The sequence below is a fragment of the Ruegeria sp. AP7 genome, assembly GCF_056539905.1.
Map to the genome: position 1 here is coordinate 321,950 of NZ_JBQFVT010000001.1, position 20,706 is coordinate 342,655.

The 20,706-nt window shown below is 55.3% G+C and carries 17 protein-coding genes; 6 read left to right on the forward strand and 11 right to left on the reverse strand.

The window, feature by feature from the left end:
* Positions 1-347: 347 nt before the first annotated feature.
* Genes ACR0KN_RS01595 through ACR0KN_RS01605 form a run of 3 tightly spaced genes read left to right on the forward strand, consistent with a single transcriptional unit; the run spans position 348 to position 3,461 of the window.
* Positions 348-1,364 carry a C4-dicarboxylate TRAP transporter substrate-binding protein gene (locus tag ACR0KN_RS01595; protein ID WP_480650883.1) on the forward strand — a complete coding sequence of 339 codons (1,017 nt, stop codon included), beginning with the start codon at positions 348-350 and terminating at the stop codon, positions 1,362-1,364.
* Between the two features lie 60 nt (positions 1,365-1,424).
* Complete coding sequence (locus ACR0KN_RS01600; protein WP_480650885.1) at positions 1,425-2,054, forward strand: TRAP transporter small permease subunit; 630 nt, start codon at positions 1,425-1,427, stop codon at positions 2,052-2,054.
* 3 nt (positions 2,055-2,057) lie between these two features.
* Positions 2,058-3,461 carry a TRAP transporter large permease gene (locus ACR0KN_RS01605; RefSeq protein ID WP_010439523.1) on the forward strand — a complete coding sequence of 468 codons (1,404 nt, stop codon included), beginning with the start codon at positions 2,058-2,060 and terminating at the stop codon, positions 3,459-3,461.
* Between the two features lie 50 nt (positions 3,462-3,511).
* On the opposite strand, the gene ACR0KN_RS01610 is transcribed toward ACR0KN_RS01605, so the two are convergent.
* The 3 genes from ACR0KN_RS01610 to rocF are packed head-to-tail and all read right to left on the reverse strand — an operon-like array spanning position 3,512 to position 6,402.
* Positions 3,512-4,555, reverse strand: a complete 1,044-nt coding sequence (locus tag ACR0KN_RS01610; protein ID WP_480650887.1) for an ornithine cyclodeaminase — start codon at positions 4,553-4,555, stop codon at positions 3,512-3,514.
* Positions 4,556-4,561: 6 nt separating this feature from the next.
* Complete coding sequence (gene ctlX, locus ACR0KN_RS01615; RefSeq protein ID WP_480650889.1) at positions 4,562-5,482, reverse strand: citrulline utilization hydrolase CtlX; 921 nt, start codon at positions 5,480-5,482, stop codon at positions 4,562-4,564.
* Entirely contained in the window at positions 5,482-6,402 is a 921-nt protein-coding gene (gene rocF / locus ACR0KN_RS01620; RefSeq protein ID WP_480650891.1) for an arginase, read from the reverse strand. The genes ctlX and rocF overlap by 1 nt, the downstream gene beginning before the upstream one ends.
* Before the next feature lie 86 nt (positions 6,403-6,488).
* Here rocF and ACR0KN_RS01625 point away from each other — a divergent pair, with 86 nt between their 5' ends.
* On the forward strand, positions 6,489-6,917 hold the full coding sequence (locus ACR0KN_RS01625; RefSeq protein WP_010439529.1) for an Lrp/AsnC family transcriptional regulator: 429 nt from the start codon (positions 6,489-6,491) through the stop codon (positions 6,915-6,917).
* Positions 6,918-7,008: 91 nt separating this feature from the next.
* The gene (gene mprF / locus ACR0KN_RS01630; RefSeq protein WP_480650893.1) at positions 7,009-9,615 is read left to right on the forward strand and encodes a bifunctional lysylphosphatidylglycerol flippase/synthetase MprF; all 2,607 of its coding nucleotides are present in this window, start codon (positions 7,009-7,011) and stop codon (positions 9,613-9,615) included.
* Between the two features lie 3 nt (positions 9,616-9,618).
* On the opposite strand, the gene ACR0KN_RS01635 is transcribed toward mprF, so the two are convergent.
* The 6 genes from ACR0KN_RS01635 to ACR0KN_RS01660 all read right to left on the reverse strand — a co-directional run bounded on the left by ACR0KN_RS01635 (position 9,619) and on the right by ACR0KN_RS01660 (position 14,344).
* Positions 9,619-11,169, reverse strand: a complete 1,551-nt coding sequence (locus tag ACR0KN_RS01635) for an efflux transporter outer membrane subunit (RefSeq protein ID WP_480650895.1) — start codon at positions 11,167-11,169, stop codon at positions 9,619-9,621.
* Positions 11,170-11,180: 11 nt separating this feature from the next.
* Positions 11,181-12,326 (reverse strand): HlyD family secretion protein, encoded by a 1,146-nt coding sequence (locus ACR0KN_RS01640; RefSeq protein ID WP_480650897.1) that lies wholly within the window; start codon positions 12,324-12,326, stop codon positions 11,181-11,183.
* Positions 12,327-12,347: 21 nt separating this feature from the next.
* The gene (locus ACR0KN_RS01645) at positions 12,348-12,710 is read right to left on the reverse strand and encodes a DUF3302 domain-containing protein (protein WP_480650899.1); all 363 of its coding nucleotides are present in this window, start codon (positions 12,708-12,710) and stop codon (positions 12,348-12,350) included.
* A 34-nt stretch (positions 12,711-12,744) separates the two neighbouring features.
* Positions 12,745-13,314, reverse strand: coding sequence for a disulfide bond formation protein B (locus ACR0KN_RS01650; RefSeq protein ID WP_319546995.1), 570 nt, complete (start codon positions 13,312-13,314; stop codon positions 12,745-12,747).
* An 11-nt stretch (positions 13,315-13,325) separates the two neighbouring features.
* The gene (locus tag ACR0KN_RS01655) at positions 13,326-13,481 is read right to left on the reverse strand and encodes a DUF5993 family protein (RefSeq protein WP_480650901.1); all 156 of its coding nucleotides are present in this window, start codon (positions 13,479-13,481) and stop codon (positions 13,326-13,328) included.
* 101 nt (positions 13,482-13,582) lie between these two features.
* Complete coding sequence (locus ACR0KN_RS01660) at positions 13,583-14,344, reverse strand: DeoR/GlpR family DNA-binding transcription regulator (RefSeq protein ID WP_170770543.1); 762 nt, start codon at positions 14,342-14,344, stop codon at positions 13,583-13,585.
* A 192-nt stretch (positions 14,345-14,536) separates the two neighbouring features.
* Here ACR0KN_RS01660 and glpD point away from each other — a divergent pair, with 192 nt between their 5' ends.
* Positions 14,537-16,105 (forward strand): glycerol-3-phosphate dehydrogenase, encoded by a 1,569-nt coding sequence (gene glpD / locus ACR0KN_RS01665; RefSeq protein ID WP_480651752.1) that lies wholly within the window; start codon positions 14,537-14,539, stop codon positions 16,103-16,105.
* A gap of 72 nt (positions 16,106-16,177) precedes the next feature.
* On the opposite strand, the gene ACR0KN_RS01670 is transcribed toward glpD, so the two are convergent.
* Both ACR0KN_RS01670 and ACR0KN_RS01675 read right to left on the reverse strand, forming a co-directional pair.
* Positions 16,178-19,315 carry an efflux RND transporter permease subunit gene (locus ACR0KN_RS01670; RefSeq protein WP_480650903.1) on the reverse strand — a complete coding sequence of 1,046 codons (3,138 nt, stop codon included), beginning with the start codon at positions 19,313-19,315 and terminating at the stop codon, positions 16,178-16,180.
* Between the two features lie 3 nt (positions 19,316-19,318).
* A complete protein-coding gene (locus ACR0KN_RS01675) occupies positions 19,319-20,497 on the reverse strand; it encodes an efflux RND transporter periplasmic adaptor subunit (RefSeq protein WP_480650905.1) in 1,179 nt (392 codons plus the stop codon).
* Positions 20,498-20,706 lie beyond the last annotated feature (209 nt).

Genomic DNA, 20,706 nt, shown 5'->3' on the forward strand with positions numbered 1-20,706 from the left:
ATGTCGATCCATTTCCTCCCCGAGTCGAATAATACGGAGATCAGAAAAGAAATAAATAAATTGCGATAATCCTTGAACTTCTTTGTAAATAAGTTTCAGTATAATCGCGTTACTTGTAAACAAATATGAAATTACTAGTAATTATTTAATAATAACAATAATATAGCTGTAACATATATAAAGCTCAACGGATCGGTTCTGGAATATTAGTGTATAGCCCCATTTTGTTGAGCTGAATTGATTGCGGTAACACCGCTTATCCAAGCAGGGGTTGGCAGATTCCAGACTAGGCGCTAGCTTCTCTTTCAAGCGCCTCGATAGGGGGCGCATCTATGGGAGAGATCACAATGAATAAGATACTGAGTGGTGCGGCCTTTGCTGCCATGAGCGTGGCGTTTGTCACCGAGGCAGCCGCGACCGAATGGAATGCCTCGGTCTGGGGTAAACGTCGTGCTTTTACCGAACATGTTGAAAAACTGGCTGAACTGGTGAACGAGAAAACCGGCGGCGATTTCACCATCAATGTCAGCTATGGTGGCCTGTCGAAGCCCAAGGAAAATCTGGACGGGATCGAGATTGGTGCGTTTGAGATGGCGCAGTTCTGCGCGGGCTACCACCGCGACAAGAACCGCGCGATCACTGTTCTGGAACTGCCCTTCCTGGGTGTGAACACACTGGATGAAGAAGTGGCCGTCAGCCACGCGGTTTATGATCACCCGGCGGTCAAAGATGAGATGGCGCAATGGAACGCGCGTATCATCATGACCTCGCCGATGCCTCAATATAACCTTGTTGGCACCGGTGACCCTCGTGATGAACTTGCCGAATTCGACGGGATGCGTGTTCGTGCCACCGGTGGTTTGGGGCAAGCATTTGAAGCGGTTGGTGGAGTACCTACGTCCGTGCCCGCAACCGAAGCCTACAATGCGATGGAATCGGGCGTGGTCGATACAGTGGCCTTCGCTCAGCATGCGCATCTGTCGTTTGGAACCATCAACGAAGCCGACTGGTGGACGGCGAACCTCAATCCGGGAACCGTGAATTGCCCAGTTGTGGTAAATATAGACGCCTATGAAGCCCTGCCAGCGGAACACCGTGAGGCGCTTGATAGCTCGATTGATGAGGCGATCGCACATTATCTGGCCAACTACGGTGGACTGCTTGAAAAGTGGGACGGCGTTCTGGAAGAAAAGGGCGTTGAAAAGGTCGAGATTGACGGCGCAGTTCTTGAAGAGTTCCGCGCCAAGGCCGCCGATCCAATCCGCGCAAAATGGATTGAAGACATGACAGCGCAGGGTCTGCCAGCGCAGGACCTGTACGATCTGGTGCAGGCAACACTGCAACAGCAACGCGGCGGTAACTAATCGCCCTTCGCCGGGTGTCATTGGGCACCCGGCCTTTCCTACAATCAAAGGGTTGCTGAGATGGCAGGACATGCCACGGTGCTTGAGGATGGCGGTCTTCTAAGTCGGCTGGATCACCGATTGTTGCGACTGGAGCGCTTTATGGCGCTGATCAGTGGATTTGCGGTCTTCGGACTGATGGTGCTGGCTGTTGTGTCAGTCAGCGGCCGAAACGCCTTGAATGCGCCGTTGCCCGGCTATGTTGACTGGATAGAACAGGCGATGCCCCTGATCGCATTTCTGGGCATTTCGTTTGTGCAACGCGATGGCGGGCACATCCGAATGGATATCGTGATCTCGCGCCTGAAAGGGCGGGCGCTGTGGTTGTTCGAACTGATCTCGGTCCTGTTGATCCTACTGCTGATGTTGGCACTTGTCTGGGGCAGTTGGTCCCATTTCGACCGCTCCTTTGATTTTGGCGCCCCGATGTGGAGCCGAGACAGCTCGATTGACATCGGGATTCCTATTTGGCCAGCCAAGCTGCTGGCGCCCGTTGCTTTTTCGGTTCTTTGTGCTCGGCTGGTCCTGCAGGTCTGGGGCTATGGACGCGCGTTCTTGCTGGGGCTCGAAACCCCGGTTGCCGTCCCGTTGATACAGGATGCCGCTGCACAGGCTGCAGCCGAGGCCGAACAATTCGAAGGACGTAACTGACCCATGGATACGATTGATATCGGCCTTTGGGTCACTGCCGGTCTGCTGATCCTGGTCGTCACGGGCATGCGGGTGGCATTCGCCGCTGGTTTGGCAGGCCTGATTGGCCTTATTTGGATATTCTGGGCCAAGTTTGGGTATGATCCTGGGCGATTTGGCAAAGCGCTGACGGTCGCAGTCAAAACAGCCGGGCAGGTGCCGCACTCTAAGGTGGCATCGCATACACTCAGCCTGATCCCAACATTCATACTGATTGGCTATCTTGCTTATTACGCTGGCCTGACCCGCGCCTTGTTTGAGGCGGCAAAACGCTGGGTGGCTTGGGTGCCTGGCGGTTTGGCCGTTTCAACAATCTTTGCGACCGCCGGTTTTGCAGCGGTCTCAGGTGCCTCGGTCGCCACATCAGCTGTCTTTGCGCGCATCGCCATCCCCGAGATGCTGTCCGTAGGGTATAACAAACGTTTCGCCGCCGGGGTGGTCGCCGCTGGTGGGACCTTGGCTTCTCTTATTCCGCCGTCTGCGATCCTTGTGATCTACGCCATAATTGTCGAGCAGGACGTGGGAAAACTGTTGCTTGCGGGTTTTATTCCCGGTGCGTTCTCGGCGGTGATTTATGGGTTGTTGATCGTTGGCATCGCCGTGATTTTCAAATCCGTCGGGCCGCCTGTGACAGGATTTACCTGGAAACAACGATTTGCGGCGCTTCCGGGCGCATTGCCCATCGTGGCGGTGATCCTCATCATAATCTGCTTTGTTTACAACCCTTTCGGCGACAAGGCCTGGGGTACCCCGACCGAGGGCGGAGCCATTGGTGCCTTCATCGTGTTCTGCTTTGCCCTGATCCACGGCATGCGCTGGCCAGAGTTCAAGTCGGCCTTGCTTGAAACCGCCAAACTAACCGCCATGATCTTCGCAATCATCTGGGGCGTTCTAATTTATGTCCGCTTTCTGGGTTTCGCTGATCTGCCCGGAGCGTTTTCCGACTGGATCACATCGTTGGAAATGTCACCCATGCTGATCCTGATCTGCATCCTGCTGGCCTATGCGGTGCTGGGCATGTTCATGGATGCGATCGGCATGCTGCTTTTGACACTGCCGGTCGTGTATCCCGCCGTTATGGCCCTGAACGGGGGCGAGGCTGTCAGCGCGGCAGACAGCGCCTTTGGTATGTCCGGACCGATGTGTGCAATCTGGTTTGGTATATTGGTGGTGAAAATGGCCGAGTTCTGCCTGATCACACCACCTATTGGCCTGAATTGCTTTGTCGTTGCCGGGGTGCGGCCTGATCTCAGCGTTCAGGATGTGTTCAAGGGTGTGACACCTTTCTTCATTGCAGATGCTCTGACCATCGCGCTGCTGGTGGCTTTTCCGGGGATCGTTCTATACTTGCCATCGCTGGCCGGATAAGAAAAAGCCCCGGCCAAAGGCCGGGGCACAGTTATTGATGTGCGGGTTCTTTATCCTGCCCGCATCAACATCCCAAACAGGTCCCTTGGGTCGTCAGGGTCTGCGAGCATATCCAATGCTTCATAGAAATCAGTGCCTTCAATTGCACTTTTGATGTATCGTAGTGCCGAAAAATCTTCGATTGCGAAACCTACACTGTCAAATAACGTGATCTGCCGATCGTCGGTGCGGCCTTTGGCCTGTCCGGTCATCACTTCCCACATCTCGGTGACCGGGTAATCATCCTCCAGAGCCTGTATTTCACCTTCGATCCGCGTTTGCTCGGGGTATTCTACAAAGATATCCGAGCGCAGAAGGATATCGCGGTGCAGTTCGGTTTTGCCGGGGCAATCGCCGCCAATCGCGTTGATGTGCACACCAGGGCCAACCATGTTGTCGGTTAGGATGGTGGCGTATTTCTTGTCAGCGGTGCAGGTCGTGATGATCTGGGCGCCTTCGATCGCGTCCTCTGGCGTTTTGCAGGGCACAACCGTCAACCCTTTGCCCTTGAGGTTGGCCGCGCATTTCGCAGTCGCGTTCGTATCGGTGTCATAAAGCCGGACGGTATCGATCCCGCACATGGCTTTGAATGCGAGACACTGGAACTCGGATTGCGCTCCGTTTCCGATCATCGCCATCGTCGTCGCCGATTTGGGTGCGAGGTATTTGCCAACCAGCGCCGAAGTTGCTGCCGTCCGCAGAGCGGTCAGCATAGTCATTTCGGTCAATAATGTCGGGTAGCCGGTATAAACATCAGCCAGCAGGCCAAACGCTGTCACGGTTTGCAGGCCCTCAGACGTGTTCTTGGGGTGACCGTTTACGTATTTGAACCCGTAAGCCTCACCATCCGAGGTTGGCATCAGTTCGATTACGCCGTGTGGTGAGTGAGCTGGGATGCGGGGCGTTTTATCAAAACTCTCCCAGCGTTTGAAATCAGCTTCGATCTGCGCAGCAATCTGTGTGATCATCTGTTCGACCCCGACGTGGTGAACCAGACGCATCATGTTGTCGACGGATACAAACGGCACGAGGGCCTTATCAGAGGGTTGCATCAAAGACTCCTATCGGCGGGAAAGATGGATACCAGCGATCATACAACGTACGGATCCACCGGCTGTTTCAATTGTGGGAACCGAGAGCGGCAGCGGAGTTGCGCTGGCTTCGATAACTGCGACTTGAGCGGGCGTAAGAGCCTTTAGGGCACGGCTGGACAGCGCCAGAACAAGACCATCGTTGCCGCTAAGCTCAATCGCGTTTCCTGCAAAATCTGCGATCTGTTCATGAGACAGATCGATGACAGTACGACCAGACTCCTCAAGCCGTGCACGAACAGTTGCTCGACGTTCTGGGTCGGAGATCATGTCCAAACAGATCAGCGCGTAGTGCGTCCCGATCCCCATCAGGACATTGGTGTGATAGACATCCCGGCCTTCGGCATCCTTGGCATCGAATGCGATCGGCTCATAGTTGAAATGCGTACAGAAGCGCTCCAACAACACCGGATCGGCGCGGTTGGACCGAACGGTGTAAGCAATACGTCCAACGTGATCCAGAACCATTGCGCCCGTTCCCTCAAGCGCGAGGTCGTCTTGTTCGAGGCCGGAATAGTCGATGACGTCCTGCACTCGATATTCTCGCTTCAGCAACTCGATCACATCTGCGCGTCTCTCGCGCCGGCGCGATGGTACGAACATCGGATATACGGCGACATGACCGCCCGGATGGGTCGAAAACCAGTTGTTTGGGAACACGCTGTCGGGTGTATCGCGCTCACCTTCATCGTCAAACACATGAACGGTCACACCAGCAGCGCGAAGCTGTTCTACTGCTTTGTCGTGCTCATCCCGCGCAGCCGCTGAAGTCGCTGCGGCAGATCGATTTGCCAGCGTTTGAAACGCATTGTCGTCTCGGGTTTCTGGATTCGACGCGAATGCATGGGGGCGCACCATCACTACAGCCGAAGGCGATTGAAAAGATATCATCAGAAACTCCGGGTCGGGCGATCGAAGATGCGACGACCCATCAGCGAGGCCGCGAGATCGACCATCAGTTTTGCGGTCCGGCCGCGCTCATCAAGGAACGGGTTCAACTCGACGAGGTCCAGCGAACAAACGAGGCCGCTTTCGTGCAGGAGTTCCATGACCAGATGCGCCTCACGCTCGGTGGCACCGCCGGGGACAGTGGTGCCGACGGCTGGTGCGATAGAGGGATCAAGAAAATCCACATCCAACGAGACATGCAGGATGCCGTTGGCCTCGCGTACTTTGTCGAGAAAGGCCAGAAGTGGGGTCTTGATGCCGTGTTCATCGATGCTGCGCATATCGGCCAGCATCGCGTCATCCTTTTCCAGCGCCGCGCGTTCGGCTGGATCAACCGAGCGCAATCCTATCATCCCAACGCGATTGGTTGGGATTGGAGTGGTTACAGGAGGAAAGGGTTCAAACCCCGGTTGACCGGTGAAATAGGCAACGGGTGTTCCATGTAAATTCCCGCTATCTGTGCTGCTCGGTGTATGAAAATCACTGTGTGCATCCAACCAAAGAACAAAGAGCGGGCGCCCGATTTCACCCGCATGTGCAGCCATCCCTGTCACCGTACCCATCGACAGCGCGTGATCGCCGCCCATGAAGATCGGCAAACCTTGCTCTGCGACTTCATTCGCAGTCCGGCTCAACGCCTGTGTCCAGCCCACGCATTCCGGAAGCGAGAACAGATGGGCGTCTTCTGGCACATCTACCTGATCCGGGTGAGTATCGCCGATGTCGGTTACAGTATGGCCCAGGTCAGACAGCGCTTGTTCAAGCCCGGCAACACGGTAGGCGTCGGGGCCCATTCGACAGCCCTGACGATGTTTGCCAGCATCCATCGGAATCCCGGCGAGAATGATGTTCTGTTTGCTCATAAATCTATCTATCGATACGATATGAGTTGAGAGAAGAGGGCAAATTGATCAAACTGGATCAACAAAATTCTATTTGGTAATTAAGTATGGACGAACTGGATAATAGATTGCTGAATGCCCTGCATAGGGACGCACGCGCATCGCTGTCAGAATTGGCCGAATTGCTTGGCGTAACCCGAACGACTGTGCGCAGCCGGCTGCAGCGTCTCAAGCAATCTGGCGAAATCGTGGGGTTCACTGTGGTGACCCGGCAGGGTGTGTCGGAAAGCCCCGTACGTGGATTGATGATGCTTGGAATCGAAGGTCGCGGGACCGAGCGGATCCGGTCCCGGCTGGCAGCGATGCGGCAAGTTCGGGCAGTACACTCGACCAATGGCAGTTGGGATCTGATAGCCGAGATCGGCACAGATACTCTGGACGAGCTTGATGAAGTGTTGTTCCAGATCAGGCGGATGGAAGGCATCACGCGGTCCGAGACAAACCTGTTGCTTTCTACGCGCAAGGGCCGTTCGTGACAGGCTGTTCAAGCCACTTTGACGGATTCGAGATTCGTGCAAAGCTTTGAATTAACACTGATCTGAAGATCATAGGGCAGGGACTTACGGTATGACCACAGAGGCGAGCACCAATGAGACGCGCGTGGAAAATTTGGCCGAACGCGTAGCAGGGTTGCTGGAAAAGCCATTGGTCAAGATTGCGGTTCCGCTGCTGATCACCGGAATAGCACTCGCGGTTCTGCACGACCTGTCTGCACATGTGAAATGGTCAGATATCCAAAGTGATATCGCGGCGAAGCCTGGGAAGTTCATGTTCTTCGCGCTGTGTTGGACGGCGTTTAGTTTTCTGTCTCTATCATTCTATGATGTCCTTGCCGTGCAGAGTGTGGCTGGTGGAAAGGTGCCTTTGCCCGTTGCCGGAATGGCTGGGGCGAGCGGTTATGCGGTGTCGAATTGCCTTGGATTCTCTTACATCACCGGCACCGCGATCCGATATCGGATCTATGCCTCGCTCGGGTTGGATTTGGGGCGCGTTGCTGGAGTGATCGCGACCTCGTGGGTGGCGTTCTGGATGGGGCTGGTTCTGCTTCTGGGCCTGCTGCTCACCATCCATCCTGACGGTATTTCCAAGGTCCTGCCCATCAGTGAGACAATGGAAACTGTGATAGGTCTCTGCATGCTTGCGGGGCTGATTGTTCTGTTTGTCTGGCTTTCAAGCGGTGGGCGGCGATTGGCGTATGGCGGCTTCGGGTTCAACCTGCCGGGTGGTAAGCTGGCCAGCTTGCTGACAGTCGCTGCAGTTGGCGATCTGTTCGGCGCGTCCATGGCGCTATGGGTATTGATGCCTGACGATCTGGGTGTTGGCTATCCATATTTCTTCGCGGTCTATATCGGCGCAATCGCAGTGGGTATCCTCAGCCATGCACCGGGTGGAATAGGCGTGTTCGAAGCGACCCTGATTGCAGGCCTCGGGGCATCGGGCCGGTCTGATGTCATTGCTGCACTTCTGCTGTACCGGCTGATCTATACTTTTTTGCCATTTGCCATTGCCAGCCTGTCGATTGCGGTCGCATCGGCAATGACTCAGCGCCAACGCATCGGCGGCGCGATGAGCTGGGTTTATCGCGCAATCCGCCCCATTGTCCCGATGGTGGCTGCAGGCGTTGCGGCAGTGGCTGGGGTGATCTTGCTGGTCTCGGGTGCCTTACCTTCCAGTTCCCAAAACCTTGGCGTACTGCGTGCGGTGCTGCCCTTGTCGTTTGTCGAGGCCTCACACCTCGCAGGCAGCGCAGTGGGCGTTTTGCTGCTGTTGGTATCGCGTGGACTATTCCGCAAACTCTATCGCGCATGGGTGGTGGCCATGTTGTTGATGGCGGCTGGTTTCTTTGCCTCGCTCGCCAAGGGGCTGGATACACACGAAGCCCTGTCCTTGCTGTTTACGATTGGCCTTCTGGCGATGTTCCGGGGGGCTTTCTACCGGGTTAGTGGTGCGTCGATCTTTCGGCTGAATATCCCATGGTTGGTCAGCGTAGTCGCATTGCTGGCGGTAATTTTCTGGATCGGGTTGTTCGCTTATTCCCATGTTGAATACGAGAACGCCTTGTGGTGGGATTTTGCCTGGAGCGGCGATGCCTCACGTTTTCTACGCTCGAGCCTTGTTGTCGCTGTGATCCTTGGCATTGTGGCGGTGAACTCTCTGTTTGGGAGAGAAATTCCGGCTCCGGTTCGCACCGAAATTCCCGAAGTCGTTGAACGGCTTGTGATGGAAAGCGAAGACACCGAGTCTCAGATTTCGCTTACGGGCGACAAGCAATTCCTGATTTCACCCGATGAAACAGCATTTCTCGCCTATGCTGATACTGGCAACGCGCTCATCACCAAAGGTGAGCCGGTGGGATATGAAAAGGCAGGGCAACAACTGATCTGGCAACTCAGAGAAATGGCCGACCGGGAGGGTAAGCTTTGTGCCTTTTACAGTGTCTCGACCAAGTATTTGCCAACCTTCTTGGACCTCGGTCTGTCGATTTTGAAGATCGGAGAAGTGGCCCGTGTACCGCTGCAGGATTTCTCTCTAGATGGAAAGTCGCGCAAACGGTTCCGGCAGGCCAAGAACCGGGCCGAGCGTGAAGGGTACAAGTTCGAAATCATCCCCAAGGAACAGCTTGCACCGGTGTTGCCCGAGCTTCGTCAGATCTCGGACGACTGGTTGGCGCAGAAGGCGGGTGAAGAAAAGGGCTTTGCCTTGGGTGGGTTCGACGATGACTATTTGTCTTATTTTGACCACGCCGTTCTGCGGGATGTGACAGGCAAGATCATGGCTTTCGCCAACCTATTTCAAGGCGGAAACAAATTCGAATTGTCTCTGGACCTGATGCGTTACGAACCCGACAGTCCCAGTTTTGTCATGGACGCACTGTTCGCCGAGATGATGGTCTGGGGTTCCGAGCAGGGATTCCACTGGTTCTCGCTGGGCTCTGCTCCGTTCTCAGGGATTGAGAACCGGCAGTTGGCCTCGCTTTGGAATCGGATCGGTGGGTTCGTTTATGAACATGGCGAGCAGTTCTACCACTTCGAAGGCCTGCGCGCCTTCAAGCAGAAATTCGATCCGGAATGGAGCCCCAACTATCTGGCCAGCCCCGGCGGATTGGCGGCGCCACGTATCCTCTACGAAGTTAACATCCTGATCTCGGGTGGCCTGCGCGGGTTGACGAAATAGCGTTTAGTTCAGGCTAGCGCGTGTTGGCGTTTTCTCAAGCAGATCACCCCAATCGGTGCGATAGGCCATTTCGGCTAGAACAGTCTCGGGTAGGAACTCCTGATTCTGACGGATCTGCCAGCCGCCACCCAAACCTTTGTAGATCGCGACTAGATTGGACGAGACTTCTTGCCGCGCCTCGATCAAATTCGCTTGCGAACGAAGCAGGGCAGTCTGTGTATTCAAGATACGGGAATAACTGGCGATGCCATCGCGGTATTGATCAACGGCTATGTCAGCAGCTTTGCGCGATGCTTCAACGCTACGCTGATAAAAGGTGACCTGTTTGCGTGCCTGCGCATAAGCAACCATCGCACTTTCGACCTCGGAATAGGCGGTCAGCACGGTGTTCTGGTAATTCGCGATCAGCGCCTGATAGGCGGCGTCCTGTGCGCGGACATTGTTCTTGATCCGTCCATAGTTCAGAACATTCCAGACAACGCCTGCGCTAGCCAATCCCGTGGCACTATTGGTGCTGAACAGATCACGCCCGCCCGAAGCCTGCAATCCGATCGACCCAGACAGGATGAATTGCGGATAGAGATCAGCCAAAGCGATCCCCACCTGCGCCGACTGGGTGGCTGCCGCAAGTTCGGCGGCGCGGACGTCCGGACGCCGCCGCAGCAATTCAGCAGGCACGCCCACGGCCACGTTGCGGCGCCCTGTCGGAATACGTCCCGAGTTTCCAATCAGGCCCGCCATCTGGGAAGGGGTTTTGCCTAAAAGAACTGCCAGCGCGTTCTTGGCCTGTTGGATATCGCTTTCCAGCTCGGGCACTAGCGCCTTCGTGTTGTTGAGCAGAGCAGTTGATTCCTGCACATCCAGCTCGGTCGTCACGCCGTTGTTAAAGCGTAACTGGGTGAGGTCTGCCGATTCCTGCTGGATCGTGATGTTCTCCCGCGCGATGCGCAGAGCCTCCTGCAAGGAGCGGATGTTGATATAGAGCGCTGCAACGTCCCCGGTAAGCGTGACCAGAGCGTCGTCATAATTGGCGACCTGTAGTGCAAGGTTAGACCGTGCGGCCTGTACGCCGCGACGTTGTTGGCCCCAAACGTCTAGCTCCCATTGCGCATCAAAACCCACTTGCGAGGTTGAGAATTCGGTGTCCAAAGGGATGATACGCCGGATATCCGAAATCGGCCCAAGGTTGTCGCTGATCTGTCGGCGTTGCAGCGAGCCGCCCACGGCTTGTGATTGCGGGTAAAGCTCACCAAATGCGATGCCAAGTTGCGCACGAGCCTGAAGTACTCGGGCACCTGCGACCTGCAAGGTCAGGTTTTGCGCATAGGCTTCGGCGATTAGTTTGTTCAGCGTCGGATCGTTGAATGTCTCCCACCAGCGCACAACGGGGGCGCTGCGCGAGGTAAGGCCGTTTTGACCCGCGCTGGGGTTGTTGACCTCCATCCATTGCTTCACCACCGGAGAGTTGGGACGCACGAAATCAGGCCCCACCGGTGTACAGGCGGCGAGGGTGGCAGCGCAAAGGGCGGTGCCCAACAACCGGCGGAGTGTCATCGTACGCATCCTCAGATATCCAGTGGCCGGATGAAGTTGGCGAAGGAATAGAGGCGGATATTGATGCGCCTCAGAAACTCAAAACTTTGGCCCATGCCCGTGTAGATTGCCACGGCCGCATGGCCACCAGCGGGGAAGGTGTGCCCCTCAGGCACATCGACTGAGATTTGAACAGCGATCCGACCGGGAAGCTTCGGCAGCTCAAAGCCGGGCAGGCGGCCTGAGGGCAGGTATTGGCCTTGACGTGTGGCCCACCAGACGGCTTCGACCTTGCCGGTCAGAATTTCTCCGGGGTACAGGTCCAGCGCAACTTCAACCGGTTGGCCGATCTCGACGAATTTCAGATTCTGCTGGCGGAAGGTGGCTAGAATATAGGGGTCTTCTTCGGTGACAAAGCTGGCAATGGCACCCAGACGAATTTCCCCCACGACCATACCAGGACGCGCCTGTTGTGAAACGATCATGCCATTTTCGGGGGCATAGATCGTTGTGTTGTCTAGAAAATACTCGGCTTCGGCCAGCTGTGCCTCAGCCTCCAAAATGCCGGTATTCACCCCGTCGATCTGTGAATCCAGCGCAAGGTTGGCCTTTTCCAGATTGGCCTGAGCTTCCTTAATCTTCGCCTGATCTTCCGCGACCTGTTCGTTCCAGCGGTCAAGTTCATCCTGACGGGCACCCCCGGCGGGAACGAGGTTCTCGTATCGCGCCTGCTCAGTCAGCGCATAGGCCAACTGCGCGTTTGCGCGTTCGACGGCTTCTCCAGCGGCGATGACGTCCTGTTCAAGGATCTTTGCGTTTTGCTGTGCCGCCACCAATTGGGCATTTGCCTTGTCCACGGCCAGCGAAAATACCGTGTCGTCGAACTTATACAGTGGATCACCCTTCGTGACCCAGGTATTGGGCTCGACCAGAACCTCGGACAGGATTGTGGGCTGTGTCAGGCGCGGAACGATCTGGATGGTGGATCGCACGACGTGGCTGTCGACCGAAAAGGGCTGAAAGAACCGCAGCGCGACCAAAAAGATCAGCAGCAGATGAGCGCCGACCCAGAACGAGACGATCCCCCACATGATGTTGAATTTCAGCCATTCCATCTTGAAGAAGATGAACCAGACAAAAATGATGTAGAACAGCGTGATGCCAAGGGCGACAAACATGGGTGCTGAATTCCTTTGGCGTTAGGCTTGCTTGATTTCGTCGGTGTCCAGCGGGTCTTGGTATTCCGGTTTAACGGTGCCGCCCAGACGCTTGATCTCATCCCGGATCGCTTTGCGTTCTTCATCAGGGCCACGGCGCATGTCGACTGTCACCCCGTCATGGAACGCCCAGATAAAGGCATGCACCCACGGGACTATAGCCAAAAAACCCATCCATCCCATGATCTTGACGGCTTCGGCATGCGGGTGGTTGCGTTTGATCGCAATCCGTCCGGGTAGGCCCATGAGGAACAGAAACAACGCCATCACCGCTGCCAACAGCAGAATAAGCGCCACGAATGTCAAATAGTCATAGTAGCCTAGCGGCTGCCCCAAAAGTCCCATGCTCGCGCCTCCTGTTGGGAAGGTTGTGCCATCCTCAGTTGTTGTTGCCCAGTTCGTCAATCAATTTGTAACTGGTCGGCGGGTCCGCACAAATGGTTGGGCCGCATTCGATCAGGGTCGAGATCGCGTTTAGCCCCGCCAGAGCCAACAACGTAAAAAATGCAGCCTTGGCCAACCCGCTTCCTCCGAAACGCGGGCCTTGTTGAGCGTCACTGACATATTGCCTGTCAAACATCAGCATGATCGCCGTTCCCAGAAGGACCAGAAAAAAGCAGATGGCGGCCCAGGTGTAGTAGTGCAGTCCTAGAACGGGAGAGCCATAGTGCCCCGTGCCTGGTACGATATGCAGCAGGATTTGACGGATCGAAACGCTGCCTCCGTAAAGTGCGGCAAGCAGCATCAGCGCATAGTGACGTGCGCGCGCGCCGTAAAGCAGGTTCAGCCCAAGTCCAACGCCGACGGCGACAAAGCCGACCCTCTGCAACAAACAAAGCGGGCAGGGCAACTCGTTCAGCGAAAACTGATAGGCGTAGGCCAATACCAGTACGAGGCTGACAGCAAATGCGCCAACGGCATTCAGGGTGCGAGACAGTTCAGGTGTCATTGAATCGCTCCCTACAACTGAATGGTCAGCGTGCTGGTGGCGTGAAACTTCAGCCAATAGATGCTCAACGCCAGAGTGATCAGAAACAGGGCCATTCCGGCGTTTGTCCGACCAAAGTAATTTAATCCCATTATGACTGTAAGTAACGAAAATAAAAGCGCGATCATGGTCCGCTGCCGCCCCCCTTGCGCCATTTGCAATTGATCACGACTTTGTCATCTTGATTGTGGTCTGGCAAGCAAAGACAACCGAAAGGCGCAGTGGAGGGCTATTTGCATTCCATAATTTGCGTTTGCCAGTCATTGCATTTCCTGGCGAGCGTTTCAGGAAAGTCAGAATCTGTATAAACCGTATCAATATCCGCCAATGACGCTATGCGCGCAGGTGCGGTTCTGCGGAATTTGGAGTTGTCAGCGACGAGGCTGATCTGCCGTGCCTGTTCAATGATTGTTTGGCTGACCAGTACTTCCTGCAGGTCAAAATCCATCAAATCTCCGTCCAAATCTAAGGCCGAGCACCCAATTATGGCGTGATCAAATTTGAATTGTCGGATGGTTGAAACTGCCAGATTGCCTACCAGTCCGCTATCCGTTCGACGCAGAACACCACCTGCAACGACAATCTGACAATCCGGGTTCTCAACAAGGATATTGGCCACGTTCATGTTGTTGGTTACGACCATCAGATTCTTGTGGTCGAGCAATTGTCGTGCGACGGCCTCGGTCGAGGTGCCGATATTCATAAAGATCGAGCTGCCTTCCGGAATATCTGCTGCGCAGCGTTCGGCTATGCGAATCTTGGCCTCATGGTTCAGGGCACGCCGGTCCTCGTAACCAATATTGGACACGCCCGAACGCAGGACGGCCCCTCCGTGCACTCTGTCCAGTTTTCCTGCATCGGACAGCTCGGACAGGTCGCGGCGGATGGTCTGAACCGTCACCTGAAAGCGTTCGGCCAGTCCGTCGACGGTAACGCGACCCTCTTCATTGGCGATTTCAAGAATATCTGATTGACGGAAGGATAAAGACATAGATCAGCTCTGCGCTTGGGATAGTTCGTTTTTGTTCTATTTTTTGAAACTGGCAAGAGTCTTTGAGCAGTAATTGTAATAATTTCACGAGATTTGACAATAAACGAACATTTTCGAAAAGAAATGTTGACGATACGAAGTGTTGTGATGCTAATGCCATCGAAACTGCCACTTTTGGGGAATCGTTTGGATATGTCATCAGACAGCAGTCAGGTAACCGATCTTTTCATAATCGGTGGCGGTATCAACGGGTGCGGAATTGCAAGGGACTCTGCGGGGCGAGGATTGTCTGTCATTTTGGCAGAGATGAACGATCTGGCGTCTGCCACATCCTCGGCGTCGACCAAACTGTTCCATGGTGGGCTAAGGTATTTGGAATTTTTTGAGTTCCGTTTGGTCCGCGAAGCTCTGATCGAGCGGGAAACGCTGCTGCGCGCGATGCCGCATATCAGTTGGCCGATGCGTTTTGTGCTACCGTATCACGCCGATATGCGCTTTGATTCTGAGACGCCAACCTCGCGATTGCTGAGTACGGTGATGCCATGGATGCGTGGGCGGCGCCCGGCCTGGCTGATCCGGTTGGGCTTGTTTTTGTACGATAATCTTGGCGGCCGCAAAATTCTGCCAGGAACGCGCGCGTTAAACCTGCGCTCTGTGCCTGAGGGCGCGCCTTTGCAAGACAAGTTCGAAACAGCCTATGAATACTCGGATTGCTGGGTCGAAGATTCTCGGCTGGTGGTTCTGAACGCCCGAGACGCTGAAGCAAGGGGCGCGAAGATCAGGGTCCGGACCGAGGTTCTTGCGGCCAGGCGTGTTGATGACTTGTGGCATATCACGATCCGCGATCAGCAGAGCGGTGAGACTGAGACAATTCTGGCAAGGATGTTGATCAATGCAGGTGGCCCGTGGGTGGGCGATATCATTCAGACCAAGATCCACATAAATTCACGCGAAGGGGTCCGGTTGGTGCGGGGCAGTCATATCGTGACGCCCAAGCTGTTCGATCACGACAAATGCTACTTCTTTCAGGGTGAGGATGGGCGCATCATCTTTGCCATTCCCTACGAGCAAGACTTCACCCTAATTGGCACCACAGATCAGGATCATTCTGATCCATCGGAGCGGCCAGTTTGCACCGAGGCCGAGCAGGAGTACTTATGCGCATTTGCCACGAAGTATTTTAAGAAACCGGTGTCTCGTGCTGATATCGTCTGGACCTATTCTGGCGTGCGTCCACTTTATGACGACGGCGCAAGCAGTGCCACCGCAGCGACCCGAGACTATACGCTGAAGGTTGATGCCACAGGCGGCGCTCCGGTTCTGAATGTCTTTGGCGGCAAAATCACCACATACCGGCGCCTCGCGGAAAGCGCGCTGGAGAAGATCGGAGAGTATTTCCCAGATCTTGCAGGGCCGTGGACTGCCGGAGTATCGTTGCCCGGAGGAGATTTCCCCGTTGATGGTGCGCCAGATTTGGTCCGGCGGGTGCAGACGGACTATCCTTTCCTCACCGAAGCTTGGGCGCATCGGCTGGTCCGAGCCTACGGCACCGAAGCTTGGGACATTCTGGGGGCGGCCAAAGATCAGACCGATTTGGGCGAGGATTTTGGGGCGACGCTGACCGAGACCGAACTTGTTTGGTTGATGGACAAGGAATACGCGCGCACCGCTGAGGACGTCGTATGGCGCCGCAATAAGTTGGGTCTACGACTAAGCCCCGAGCAGATTGATCGGCTCGATGACTGGATGACAAATCGGTAACGCAACAACCAGTCGCTTCACACGAAAAAACGCCCCGCTGTTTTGCGGGGCGTTTTCGTTTTGGTGCCGTTTTTACGCGGTTTCCTCTGACGGTCCTGGATCATTCTTGCTCCCTTTGATCCACTCTCGCATGCTTTGCATAACGGCATAAAGGACGGGAACCAGAATGACGCCGAACAGTGTCGCAGCAAGCATACCGCCAAACACGGCCACACCGATGGCCTTCTGGCTGGCCGCTCCGGCACCGTTCGCTGCCAGCAATGGAACCACGCCCAACAGGAAGGACAATGCGGTCATCATCACGGCGCGGAACCGCTGGAAAGCAGCCTCGACCGCGGCGTCTTTGACGGACAGCCCCTTGGTCCTTTGTTCCATCGCAAATTCGACGATGAGAATCCCGTTCTTTGACGCAAGCCCGACCAGCATGATCATCCCGATCTGCGTGTAGAGGTTGATGTCGCTGCCCACGATTGCCACCGCTGCGACGGCACCGAACAAGGCAACGGTCACCGACATCAGGATCGAAACGGGCATCGTCCAACTTTCATATTGGCCGACAAGGAACAGGTATCCGAACAAGATCGCCAACCCAAGGATCACAACGACCAGACCGCCCGAGGCCAGCTGCTGCTGCGCCGTTCCGGTCCATTCATAGGCATAACCGGGGGGCAGGGCGGTCGCCGATTCTTCGGTCATAGCGGTGATGGCGTCACCGGTTGACAGTCCGGCCGCTGGAACTGCGGTCACAGTCGCAGAACGGAACAGATTGTGCCGTTTCAGCAGAACCGGGCCCAGTACGTTCTCGACGTCGATCAATGTGCCCAACGGCACCATCTCGCCTTTGGTGGAACGTACATAGAGGTCCGAGATATCCTCGACCTTGTTCCGGTACGAGCCTTCGGCCTGGATCATGACGCGGTAAACACGACCAAACAGGTTGAAGTCGTTTACGTAATATGAACCAAGCTGCGCCTGCATGGTCTGGAAGATCTCGGCCACCGAGACCTGCAGCGTCTTGGCTTTTTCCCGGTCCAGATCAACGAAAAGCTGCGGGACGTTTGCGCGGAAAGTGGTGTAGGCCTGTGCGATTTCAGGCCGCTGGTTCGCGGCATAAACATATGAGCCAACAGCCGAGGCCAGATCCTGCGGCGATCCGCCTCCGGTTTGCTGTACCTCCATTTCCACACCAGCGGACATGCCCAAGCCCTGAATGGGTGGCGGGTTGAAGGCCACAATCGACGCTGCGGATTCCTGGTTTGCAATCGCCAGAACCTTGCCCAGAATGGCATCGGCGCCCAGATCAGGTTCTTGCCGTTCCTCCCAGTTGGTGAGGTTGACGAAAATGGCCGCTCCGTTTGTCGTCGTGCCGTTCAGCAGCGAGAACCCGTTCACCAGAACGGTGCTCGCGACTCCGGGGATCTCTTGAATCTGCGCATCCAGACGTGCCGAGACAGTTTCGGTGCGTTCCAGCGTTGCCGCGTCGGGCAGTTGGATGTCGACAAACAGATAGCCATTATCCTCAAGTGGAATAAACCCTTTCGAGGTGGTGCCCATGATGGACCCTGTACCGGCAGCGAAGGCCGCGATGATGCCCAGTGAAATCACCGGCAGAATCAGCAATTTTCGTACGATTGCGGTATATCCGTTGCGCATCGTACCGATGAACCCTTCGAACACAGCCAGCAGTCCGGTTGGGGGGCCGGAGCGTGCCTTTAGAACCAACCCACACAAGGCCGGAGACAATGTCAGGGCGTTGATCGATGAGATCACGACAGCGGTCGAGATCGTGACAGCGAACTGAGAATATAGCCGCCCTGAAATACCAGGCATAAAGGTGACGGGTACGAACACTGCCAGCAAAACCAGGGTTGTCGCAATCACCGGACCAGTGATTTGGCCCATCGCCTTGCGCGTCGCTTCGGCAGGGTTCAGCCCTTCATCCGCGATGATACGCTCGACATTTTCAACTACGACAATGGCGTCATCCACCACGATGCCGATGGCTAGGACAAGCGCAAATAGTGAGATCGTATTGAGCGACATGCCGAATGCCAGAAGGAAAGCGAATGTTCCAATCAGTGAGACGGGAATTGCCACCGCGGGAACAATAGTCGCGCGCCAACTGCCAAGGAAAATGAACACCACCGTAATCACGAGTATGAATGTCAGGATCAGTGTTGACACCACGTCATTGAGCGATTGTTCCACAAAGTCTGTCGTGTTGAACGGAACGGCATATTCTACATCCGACGGAAAGGCTCGGGACAGACGGTCTAGCTCGGCTTCAACACGTTCGGAAACCGCAAGCGCGTTCGCGCCGGGGGCCTGATAGATGCCGATAACCGTTGCCGGAACGCTTTGAAAGTAACCCGAAGCTGAATAAAACTGCGCACCAAGTTCTGTGCGTGCGATGTCTTTGACACGTACAATCGCGCCTGCATCACCGGTGCGGATAACGATATCTCCGAACTCATCAGCAGAGGTCAGGCGGCCTTTGGTCTTGATCGTGTATTGAAAGGTTTGCCCTTCCGGGACCGGAGGAGACCCTATTGACCCTGCAGAGACTTCGATATTCTGCTCGCGGATTGCGTTTATGACATCACCCGGAGCGATCGACAGCGCGGCCATCTTATCCGGGTCCATCCATATCCGCATCGCGTATTCCAGGTTGGTCAGAACATCCGCCTTACCTACGCCCTGAACGCGTGCCAGCGCATCTTTCAGGTTGATCGAGGCATAGTTCGAAAGAAACACACTGTCATACGTGCCATTGGGCGAGGTCAGCGTGACCAGCAACAGCATGTTCGTTGATGCTTTTTGGGTTACCACGCCCGATGAGGTCACTTCGCTCGGTAACGAGGCCATGGCCTGCGCGACGCGGTTCTGCACGTTGACCGATGCAATATCGGGATCGGTGCCAACTTCAAACGTTACGTTCAGAGAATAAGAACCGTTATCTGACGAAGTTGACGTCATATAGATCATGTCGTCCACGCCGTTGACCTGCGCCTCGATTGGCGCGGCTACAGTGTTCTCGACAGTTTCGGCATTCGCGCCGGTATAGGTGGTCGTTACACTGACAACTGGAGGCGTGATATCAGGGAATTGCGCAACCGGCAGGACCATATAACCGATCCCGCCCAAAATGGTAAGGACCAGCGAAATTACAAGCGCCAGCTTGGGCCGGCTGATGAACAGGGCAGAGAACATCTGTTATTCTCCTGGCTGCTCAGAGGCGACAACGGCATCGACGGCGACGCCGGGACGAACGCGCTGCAGGCCTTCGACGATCACACTTTCGCCCTCACGCAGACCATCCGTTACGATAATGGCCGAGTCGACGGGGTCTCCGGTTGTGATGTAGCGCTGCTCGACCATTTGTTTGTCATTGACGACCAAAACGAATTCCCCGCGTTGGTCACGTTGCAGGGCCGCTTGAGGGATTAAGACCTGCAGCGTTGGCTCCAAAGCATCGATTTGGACGTTTACGAACGCGCCATCGACAAGCAGACGTTTGGCATTTTCGAACTGTGCTGTGAGGGTGATCGCACCGGTCAACGGGTCAATGCGGTTATCTACAAAAATGATTTCGCCTGTCTCATCCAGTACGGTTCCGTTCGGCAAGGTCACATGGACGTTTGGACTTTTGTTGCTTTCTGCCAGGGTCGCTGGATCTTCACCAATTTGTTCAAGAACCGAGGTGAACTGTTTCTCGTTCAATGAAAAATTCACGTAGATGGGGGCTTCGCTAACTAGCGTGACGAGGGGCGGATTATTGGGGCCGACGACGTCGCCAACACTAATTTCGACCCGACCGATCCGACCAGAAAATGGCGCGTGAATCTGGGTGTAGCTGAGATCAAGCTCGGCCTGCTGGATGGCCGCATTCGCAGCTTTTACTTCGGCTTCCGCAACCAATTCGTTGGCACGTGCGATATCACGTTCGGACTCGGGTGTGGCGTCTCGCTTGTAAAGTTCTTCTTTTCGCGCCAGATCGACTTTGGCCAGTTCAAGGTTGGCCTGAGCGCGGTCAAGATCAGCTTTGCGCGCCTCCAGAGTTGCTTGGTAAAGGTCTGGTTCGATCGTGAACAGCAGGTCATCTTTAGACACGGGGGCGCCGTCATCTACGTTCTGACTGTCCAGAAATCCGCTGACGCGCGCGACGATGTCGACCTTGTCGATGGCCTCGGCCCGCCCAATAAACGTCGCCTGATCAGTAATCTCTTCTGTATAGGCCGCCGCGATCGAGACCTTTGGCGCGGGGGCGTCTGACTGATCCTGTGCCATAACTGAGTGCGGAAGGATGGACCATGCGATTACACCGAGAGATGCGCCTATTGTCCTGAAATATCCGCGGCGGCGGTATGTGGGCTTTTTAAATGCAAAGGACATGATGGCGCCTCGTTCAAACTAAAGATAATGCGCCCGGGCATCAGATATGCGCGGACGAGTCGAGTGATGTTTCAGGCAGGATGGCGGGTTTGGCGCAGTTTCTCAAGCATGTTGAGACTTCCTGCCAAGTTCAGATGGTAAAAAATTTCTTTCCAATTTGCGGACTTAGCTTGCGTCTACAGCAGATTTGCAGAGGAAAGGGCATCTTT